The sequence below is a fragment of the Halobacterium bonnevillei genome (genome assembly GCF_009831555.1).
Classification (GTDB): Archaea; Halobacteriota; Halobacteria; order Halobacteriales; family Halobacteriaceae; genus Halobacterium; species Halobacterium bonnevillei.
In genome coordinates, this window is the sequence record NZ_WUUU01000139.1 from 1 (window position 1) to 8150 (window position 8150).

Genomic DNA, 8150 nt, shown 5'->3' on the forward strand with positions numbered 1-8150 from the left:
GAGTCCGATCCGGAGCGGGAAGCGCGCGTAGAGGTCGGCGAGGCCGACGGCGACGACGGCCGCCGGGGAGATGGCCGCAGTGACGACGACGTCGACGGTGCGCATGAGCGTGCGCAGCGTCTGCTCGGCCATCACCGGCCACGCTAGCGCGAAGACGCGCCGCCACACCCCGCGGAGACGAGAGCGCACACGCTCCGGTGGTAGCGAGTCGGAATGTGCCTACCGGTCTCCGTCAACAACCGCCCCCGCTCCGTCCCGCACTTTCACTTTCACTCCGGTTTGGTCGGTTTTATGTTCTCCCGGGGCATCGGTACAGTTGTCACACGCTCGATTCCTTTCGCTTTCTTCGGGCGCTGCATCACCAACCGTTAACAGTATCTCCGTCATAGCCGCGGACATGATCGAGATAGACGACGTGCTCGACGCCCGCGAGCGCGTGGCGAACGTCGCCCGACACACCCCCCTGGATTACTCGAACACGTTCTCCCGGATGACGGGCGCGGAAGTCCACCTGAAACTGGAGTGCTTCCAGCGCACGGGCGCGTTCAAGATTCGCGGCGCGACCAACCGCATCCGCACGCTCTCCGAGGCGGAGCGCGACGCGGGCGTCGTCACGGCGTCGGCGGGCAATCACGCGCAGGGCGTTGCGCTCGCTGCAAGTCGGTCGGGCGTCGACGCGAAGGTCGTGATGCCGGAAGCCGCCCCCATCTCGAAGATCAAGGCGACCAGGAGCTACGGCGCGGAAGTCGTCCTCCACGGCGTCGACTACGACGCCGCGCAGACCCACGCACACGAACTCGAGGAGTCGGAGGGCCGCACGTACGTCCACGCCTTCGACGACGAGCACGTGATGGCCGGGCAGGGGACGATCGGCCTGGAGATCGTCGAGGACCTCCCGGAGGTGGAAACGGTGGTCGTCCCCATCGGGGGCGGCGGCCTCATCTCGGGCGTCGCCACCGCCGTGAAGGCCCACGACCCCGACGTGCGCGTCGTCGGCGTGCAGGCCGAGGGCGCGTCGGCAGCGGCGCAGTCCCTCCAGAAGGGAGAACCGCGGAGCCTGGACTCTGTGGACACCATCGCCGACGGCATCGCCGTGCGCCGGGTCGGCGAGAAGACGTTCCCCGTCATCCGGGAGCGCGTCGACGAGGTCGTCACCGTCTCCGACGACGAGATCGCGACCGCGCTCATGCTGCTGCTGGAGCGCGGGAAGACGCTCGTCGAGGGCGCCGGCGCGGCGCCGCTGGCCGCGCTCCTGGAGGGGAAGTTCGTCTACGAACCGGACGAAGTCGTCGTCCCCGCGCTCTGCGGCGGGAACATCGACCTGAACCTCCTCACGACGGTCATCATGCGCGGCCTCGTCGACCAGGGCCGCTACGTGAAACTCCGGACTGTGCTCAAGGACCGCCCGGGCGCGCTCGACGACCTGGTGGACGTCGTCGCCGAGGAGCGCGCGAACATCTACGCCATCCAGCACGACCGGACGAACCGCGACATCGCGATGAACGCCGCCGAGGTGGAACTCGACCTGGAAACGCGCGGCCCCGAACACGTGGACGCGCTCATCGACCGCATCCGCGAGGAGGGCTTCGACGTCACTGTTCTCAACGGCCCGCGCCCCCGGAGCTAACGCACTCCTGCCACCGGCCCGTGGCCCGGTGCGAACGCAACCCTGTCGCGGCTGGCGCCGGTGCGAACGAAATCCTGTCGCGGCCGGCCACGGTGGTAACGCTACCCTGTTACGGCCGCCCCGGGCTGGCCGCCCGCCGGGTCGTACTGTCTGCGAACTGGACGGTCGTGCTCGCGAAACTGAACGTGATCGCTCTCGAACCGGAACGCCGAGTCTTTAATACCCACGCCGCCGACGCAGTGTACATGAAGCGGACCATCGAGACGCCCGACGCCCCCGCCGCGGTCGGCGCGTACAGTCAGGCGACGAACGACGGCGACATCCTGTTCACGGCCGGCCAGATACCGCTGACGCCGGAGGGCGACCTCCTCGACGACGAACCGATCGCCACCCAGACCCGCCAGAGCCTCGAGAACGTGAAGGCGATTCTCGAGGCCGAGGGGCTGACGATGCAGGACGTCCTGAAGGTGTCGGTGTACCTGGACGACATCGACGACTTCGACGAGATGAACGCCGCCTACAAGGAGTACTTCCAGGACAATCCGCCCGCGCGGTCGGCGATCGAAGTCGGGAGCCTCCCGAAGGGCGCCGGCGTCGAAATCGAAGCCATCGCCGCGCAGCGAGACTAGATGGAGCGGGCCACGCTGGACGCGCTGGCGTGGGGCGCGGTCGGCGCGCTGACGTTCCTCGTGCTCGCGCAAGCCTACCGGTTCTTCGCCGACGCAGGCCTGGGCTTCCTGCCGTTGCTGGGCGTCGCCGTCGCCGTATTCGCGGTTACGGCAGCGGGCGCTCGCGCGTTCGCCGCCCGCCTCTCCTGACGCGAAAAGAAGGCTTTAAACGAACGACCACGCTAGAGTTCGACGGGCCGGGATGGCCGAATGGCAAAGCGCACGCCTGGAAAGCGTGTCCCCTTACGGGGTTCAGGGTTCAAATCCCTGTCCCGGCGCTTCTCGTGACGCAGTGTCGTCGAGCAGCGCGTCCGGTCGCGCTGCGAACGCCACCGTCGCGCGAGCGTAGAGGGATTGTGAATCCTGGACGTCGCAGCGACCGAGCGTAGCGAGGTCGACCGTCTTCCTCCGGTTCAAATCCCCGTCCCGGCGTTTTCATCCGACTCACACCGCCCAGCGACGGGTATTGTGCCGAGCGTGCGGTGACCGAGTGAGCGCGAGGGGTTTTGAACCCTGCAGGTCGCAGCGCGTTCAGGCCCAGCGTGACTCGGTGACGTCGTCGGGGAGCGAGGTCTCGCTGTGGTGTCGCGGGTAATGACGGCGTAATCTCGTTTAGCAGGCGCATAGCCAAGGAGCGTCGTCGTTGTTTCCTTAACATGACAACTTGCGACCGGTCGCCGGGGGAGGCGCTCGCGGACCTCCAGCAGGCGGACCAGGTTCGCATCTCGGTCGCGGACCAGCACTTCGAGGGCACGACGCGGCGAAAGTCCGCGTCCGGGGACCGCATCCGCGCCGTCGTACAGACCGGAGACGACCACGTGTTCCGCATCACTTCGGAGTGGGCGCAGGGGTGGCTCGACCCGCTCGTGGACGAGTACGTGGACGGTGACCGCGTGCAGCCGGTCGGGACGCTGGGGGAGCTGGAACTGGTCGATGGTGACGGTGGCCCGTAGTTTCTTGCACAATCGGCCTGTTGGTTGACACATGAGTGACACACCAGTGCCGGTCGAGGAAGACGAGGAGTACGTCGTCGACGTCGAGGACATCGGCGAGGAGGGGGACGGCGTGGCGCACGTCGACGACTTCGTGGTGTTGGTGCGGGACGCCGACATGGGCGACCGGGTGCGCGTCCGCATCGACCGCGTGGAATCCGAGTTCGCGATGGCGGAGGTGCTGGGGCACGAGTCCGACGTCGGGTAACTTAAAACCGGCTCGCGGTTCGACTTCTCGTGGTAACGACTGGCACACTATACGTGGGGTTCAGCTAATTTCCGGGCGTTTCACGCCCGCTACGGGTGGTCTCTGGCGGGCGGGGCTGACGCACTTTCCGATGGTTTTATATAGAAGCACATTCAATCTTCCAGGTACCTATGGCGCAACAGCAGCGGATGCAGGGTCAGCCCATGATCATCATGGGCGACGACGCGCAGCGCGTGAAGGACAAGGACGCTCAGGAACACAACATCTCCGCGGCTCGAGCCGTCGCGGACGCCGTCCGCTCCACACTCGGCCCGAAAGGAATGGACAAGATGCTCGTCTCCTCGATGGGCGACGTCACCGTCACCAACGACGGCGTCACCATCCTCCAGGAGATGGACATCGACAACCCGACCGCGGAGATGATCGTGGAAGTCGCCGAAACCCAGGAAGACGAAGCCGGCGACGGCACCACGACCGCAGTCGCCATCGCGGGTGAACTCCTCAAGAACGCCGAGGACCTCCTCGAGCGCGACATCCACCCGACCGCCATCATCAAGGGCTACAACCTCGCCGCCGAACAGGCCCGCGAGGAAGTCGACAACGTCGCCATCGACGTCGACCCCGAAGACGAGGACCTCATCCGCAGTGTCGCCGAGACCTCGATGACCGGCAAGGGCGCGGAACTCGACAAGGAACTCCTCTCCGGCATCATCTACGAGGCCATCGACCAGGTCTCCGTCGAGACCGACGACGGCGGCATCGTCGTCGACGCCGCGAACATCAACGTCGAGACCCAGACCGGCCGCGCCGTCGGCGAATCCGAACTCCTCGTCGGCGCCGCCGTCAGCAAAGACCCCGTCCACGACCAGATGGAAAGCGAGGTCGAGGACGCCCGCATCCTCCTGCTGAACGAAGCCGTCGAAGTCGAGGAAGCGGAAGCCGACACCTCCGTCAACATCGACAGCCCCGACCAGCTCCAGTCGTTCCTCGACCAGGAGGAAGAACAGCTCAAGGAGAAGGTCCAGCAGATCGCGGACACCGGCGCCAACGTCGTCTTCTGCCAGAAGGGCATCGACGACATGGCCCAGCACTACCTCGCGAAGGAAGGCATCCTCGCCGTCCGCCGCACCAAGAAGTCCGACATCGAATTCCTCACGAACGTCCTCAACACGGGCGTCGTCACGGACCTCGACGCCGCCAGCGAGGCGGACGTCGCGTCCGGCTCCGTCACGCGTGACGACGAGGACGAACTGTTCTACGTCGAGGGCGACAGCGACGAAGCCCACGGCGTCACCATCCTCCTGCGCGGCTCCACCGACCACGTCGTCGACGAACTCGAACGCGGCGTCTCCGACGCCCTCGACGTCTCCGCGCAGACGCTGTCCGACGGCCGCGTCCTGCCCGGCGGCGGCGCCATCGAAGTCGAACTCGCGAGCCGCCTCCGCGACTTCGCGGACTCCGTCTCCGGCCGCGAACAGCTTGCCGTCGAAGCCTTCGCGGACGCCCTCGAGCTCGTGCCGCGCGTGCTCGCGGAGAACGCCGGCCTCGACTCCATCGACACGCTCGTCGACCTGCGCTCCGCGCACGAATCCGGCGAGGAACGCGTCGGCCTGAACGTCCTCTCCGGCGACCTCGAAGACACCTTCGAGGCAGGCGTCGTCGAACCCGCGCACGCCAAAGAACAGGCCGTCACGAGCGCCTCCGAGGCCGCGAACCTCGTGCTCAAAATCGACGACATCATCTCCGCAGGCGACCTCTCCACCGACAAGGGCGACGAGGGCGGCGCCGGCGGCCCCGCAGGCGGCATGGGCGGCGGCATGGGCGGCATGATGTAAAATCGGTTGTAACCGATTTTACAACAGCCGACAGACCTCCGCTCTGTCGGAATGATGTAAACCCACTTTTTGCTGCGAACGGGCGACTCCGTCGCCCGTTTCCAGCAAAAACTTGGGGAAAAAGCGCCGTCGGACCCCACTACGAGGGTCCTCGGCGCCCGAGTGCTCCGCACTCGGTGAATCGGCGGCCTCCGGCCGCCGAATGCTAGCCCCCTATCGGCTCCGTTTCGCTTCGTTCCGCGCCGCACTGCTCGTCGACTGAACCCCGAACTTTCTTTCGACGCGACGCCACAGTGACGACTATTCGTCCGAGCCGGGGCTTCAGATTGGTAGCGGTACTCGCCGAGTTGACAGCGAAAATACCTATCCGGTAGCTGAATGGCACAACCGAGTGACTTACGCCCCAGTGACCGCTACAGACGCCCATGATGCCGTTCCTGATGTTCGGTCTGAACCCGTTGGGTGGGTTGGTCATCGCAATCGTGGTTCCACTCCTGGTCGTCATCTTCGGGACGTACGCAGGGGTCCTCGGGGCGCTCCAAACGTTCTTCGGCGAGGATTCGTGGCAGGACGTCTCCCTGCCAGAATCAGACGATACCGAGTAAGTCGGTTTGCCGCCCAGTCGCGGACACTGCGTTGGGCCCTACTCCTCGTCGACGTCGAGTTCGAACTGTTCGTTCTCCGCGGGGGCGTTGAGGACGACGCTCGTGTTGGACTCCTTGATGTCGGCGTCAGAGAGCAGTTCCTTGATGAGGTCGTTCATGTCGTCGGTGTCGGTGAACTTCCCGATGGCCACGACGTCGTAGTCGCCGGTGACCTCGTAGACGGAGATCATCTGCTTGTGGTCGCGGAACTGGTCGGTGATGTCCGGGAGTGCGCCGCCCTCGACCTTGAGCTGGATGACGGCGGTGACGTCGTAGCCGACTTCGTCGTAGTCCACAATTGGGGTGTAGCCCTCGATGACGCCCCCGTCCTCGAGGTCGGAGAGGTGGTTGGAGACGGTGGTGACCGAGACGTCGAGTTCTTCGGCGAGGCTGCGGAGGCTGGCGCGGCCGTCGTCGAGGAGCTCGTTGACGAGGTGCGCATCGAGGTTTTCGTACGTCATACACCGCCGTTTCTCCTCCACCGTATAGAAGTTTACGAATGTCCAGTTATCTCCGAGGAGTCCAAAATTACGCTAAGCGATACGCCTTTAATGGTGCATGTAGTTCTATGGGATGTCCATAGAAATGACGAACGGGAACCCTACGGGCGACCTGAGCCCGAGCGAGCAGGCGGTACTCGAGAAAATCGACGAACAGAACATCGACTTCCTGCGCCTCCAGTTCACGGACATCCTGGGGACCGTGAAGAACGTCTCCGTGCCTGCCCACCAGGCCGAGAAGGCGTTCACCGAGGGCATCTACTTCGACGGGTCGTCCATCGAGGGCTTCGTGCGCATCCAGGAGTCCGACATGCGCCTCGTCCCGGACCCCGAGACGTTCTCCGTGCTCCCGTGGCGCGCCGACGAGGAGAGCGGCGCGGCGCGCCTCATCTGTGACATCGTCGACACCGACGGCGAGCCCTTCGAGGGCGGGCCGCGCCAGGTCCTAAAGTCGGTGCTCGCCGAGGCCGAAGAGATGGGCTACTCAGTCTCCATCGGCCCGGAGCCGGAGTTCTTCCTGTTCAAGAAGGACGAGGACGGGAACGCCACGACCGAACCCCACGACAACGGCGGCTACTTCGACCTCGCGCCGAAGGACCTCGCGTCGGACGTCCGCAAGGACATCATCTTCACGCTCGAGGAGATGGGCTTCGAGATCGAGGCCAGCCACCACGAGGTCGCGGAAGGCCAACACGAGATCAACTTCAAGTACGACGACGCGCTCACCACCGCGGACAACATCGCGACGTTCCGCGCGGTCGTCCGCGCCGTCGCCGAACAACACGACTTGCACGCGACGTTCATGCCCAAGCCCATCGCGGAGATCAACGGGTCGGGCATGCACAGCCACATCTCGCTGTTCGACGAGCAGGGCAACAACGTGTTCGCCGACGACGACGACGAGTTCAACCTCTCGGAGACGGCCTACCAGTTCATGGGCGGGTTCCTCGAGCACGCGCCCGCGTTCACGGCCGTCACGAACCCGACCGTGAACTCCTACAAGCGCCTGGTGCCCGGCTACGAGGCGCCGATCTACGTCGCGTGGTCGGACACGAACCGCTCGGCGCTCATCCGCGTCCCGGACGCGGCCGGCGTCTCCGCCCGGTTCGAGATCCGCAGCCCCGACCCGTCGTGTAACCCCTACCTCGCGATGGCGTCGCTCATCGCTGCCGGTCTCGACGGCATCAAGAACGACGCGGACCCGGGCGAGCCGGTCCGCGAGGACATCTACGAGTTCGACGAGCAGAAGCGCGAGGAGTACGGCATCGACACGCTCCCGCCGAACCTCGGCCGCGCCATCGACGCGTTCGAGGACGACGAGGTCATCCTCGACGCGCTCGGCGAGCACGTCGCCGAGAAGTTCCCGGAGGCCAAGCGCCAGGAGTTCGGCGAGTACCTCACGTCGGTCTCCGAGTGGGAGGAAGAGCGCTACCTCGAGAAGTTCTGAGCGACCGGGAGCGCGACGAACGCCACGCCGGCGACGGCGTGGGTCGCCCAGACGACCGGCATCGCCGCATCTATTTTGAGCGTGAGCGCGGCAGCACCGCCGAGGACGACCAGTACGGCCGCCCCCGTCCGGAACGCGACCGGGTTCTCGAGTGCGCCCTGCCGCGTCACCAGCCACCAGCCGGCGAGCGCGCCGGCGGTCCCGCCGAGCGCCGCGACCGGATCCTCCG

At 65.9% G+C, this 8150-nt stretch carries 8 protein-coding genes, 1 tRNA gene and 3 pseudogenes; 9 read left to right on the forward strand and 3 right to left on the reverse strand.

Going from position 1 to position 8150, the window contains the following annotated elements:
* Nucleotides 1–189 (reverse strand): annotated as a pseudogene (locus GRX66_RS14130) (MATE family efflux transporter); the annotation flags it as partial.
* A gap of 208 nt (nt 190–397) precedes the next feature.
* Here GRX66_RS14130 and ilvA point away from each other — a divergent pair.
* From ilvA to GRX66_RS14170, 8 genes are all read left to right on the forward strand, one after another.
* The gene (ilvA, locus tag GRX66_RS14135; protein WP_159527135.1) at nt 398–1627 is read left to right on the forward strand and encodes a threonine ammonia-lyase; all 1230 of its coding nucleotides are present in this window, start codon (nt 398–400) and stop codon (nt 1625–1627) included.
* 245 nt (nt 1628–1872) lie between these two features.
* On the forward strand, nt 1873–2256 hold the full coding sequence (locus GRX66_RS14140) for a RidA family protein (protein ID WP_159527136.1): 384 nt from the start codon (nt 1873–1875) through the stop codon (nt 2254–2256).
* On the forward strand, nt 2257–2445 hold the full coding sequence (locus GRX66_RS14145; protein ID WP_159527137.1) for a hypothetical protein: 189 nt from the start codon (nt 2257–2259) through the stop codon (nt 2443–2445).
* Between the two features lie 46 nt (nt 2446–2491).
* Nucleotides 2492–2573, forward strand: a tRNA-Ser gene (locus tag GRX66_RS14150).
* 378 nt (nt 2574–2951) lie between these two features.
* On the forward strand, nt 2952–3248 hold the full coding sequence (locus GRX66_RS14155; RefSeq protein WP_159527138.1) for a hypothetical protein: 297 nt from the start codon (nt 2952–2954) through the stop codon (nt 3246–3248).
* 31 nt (nt 3249–3279) lie between these two features.
* The gene (locus GRX66_RS14160; RefSeq protein ID WP_159527139.1) at nt 3280–3495 is read left to right on the forward strand and encodes a TRAM domain-containing protein; all 216 of its coding nucleotides are present in this window, start codon (nt 3280–3282) and stop codon (nt 3493–3495) included.
* Nucleotides 3496–3665: 170 nt separating this feature from the next.
* On the forward strand, nt 3666–5330 hold the full coding sequence (gene thsB / locus GRX66_RS14165; RefSeq protein WP_233745535.1) for a thermosome subunit beta: 1665 nt from the start codon (nt 3666–3668) through the stop codon (nt 5328–5330).
* 425 nt (nt 5331–5755) lie between these two features.
* Nucleotides 5756–5935, forward strand: coding sequence for a hypothetical protein (locus GRX66_RS14170; protein ID WP_159527140.1), 180 nt, complete (start codon nt 5756–5758; stop codon nt 5933–5935).
* A gap of 38 nt (nt 5936–5973) precedes the next feature.
* On the opposite strand, the pseudogene lrp reads toward GRX66_RS14170, so the two are convergent.
* Nucleotides 5974–6462, reverse strand: a pseudogene (gene lrp, locus GRX66_RS14175) (HTH-type transcriptional regulator Lrp); the annotation flags it as partial.
* A 97-nt stretch (nt 6463–6559) separates the two neighbouring features.
* Between lrp and glnA the strand changes: the two are divergent.
* Complete coding sequence (gene glnA / locus GRX66_RS14180; RefSeq protein WP_159527142.1) at nt 6560–7921, forward strand: type I glutamate--ammonia ligase; 1362 nt, start codon at nt 6560–6562, stop codon at nt 7919–7921.
* Here glnA and GRX66_RS14185 read toward each other — a convergent pair.
* Nucleotides 7903–8150, reverse strand: a pseudogene (locus GRX66_RS14185) (phosphatase PAP2 family protein); the annotation flags it as partial. The gene glnA and the pseudogene GRX66_RS14185 overlap by 19 nt on opposite strands.